Here is a 350-nt window from a genome sequence, read left to right on the forward strand (position 1 = left end):
GACCAGCTCTCCGCCTTCGCCGACGAGGTCACCCGCGTGGCCCGCGAGGTCGGCACCGAAGGGAACCTCGGCGGGCAGGCGCAGGTGCGGGGCGTGTCGGGCGTCTGGAAGGACCTCACTGACAATGTCAACTTCATGGCGCTGAACCTGACGTCGCAGGTGCGGAACATCGCCCAGGTCACCACCGCCGTCGCCAACGGCGACCTGTCGAAGAAGATCACCGTCGACGCCCGCGGTGAGATCCTGGAACTGAAGGACACCGTCAACACGATGGTGGAGCAGCTGCGCGCCTTCGCCGACGAGGTCACCCGCGTGGCCCGCGAGGTCGGCACCGACGGCCGGCTCGGCGG

Annotated in this window: 1 protein-coding gene; it reads left to right on the forward strand. The window is 69.1% G+C overall.

The annotated features are described in order from the left end of the window. Positions 1-350: HAMP domain-containing protein (locus GFH49_RS00850; RefSeq protein ID WP_155053786.1), on the forward strand; the 350-nt coding region annotated here is incomplete at both ends.

The organism is Streptomyces blattellae (assembly GCF_009709555.1).
Classification (GTDB): domain Bacteria; phylum Actinomycetota; class Actinomycetes; order Streptomycetales; family Streptomycetaceae; genus Streptomyces; species Streptomyces blattellae.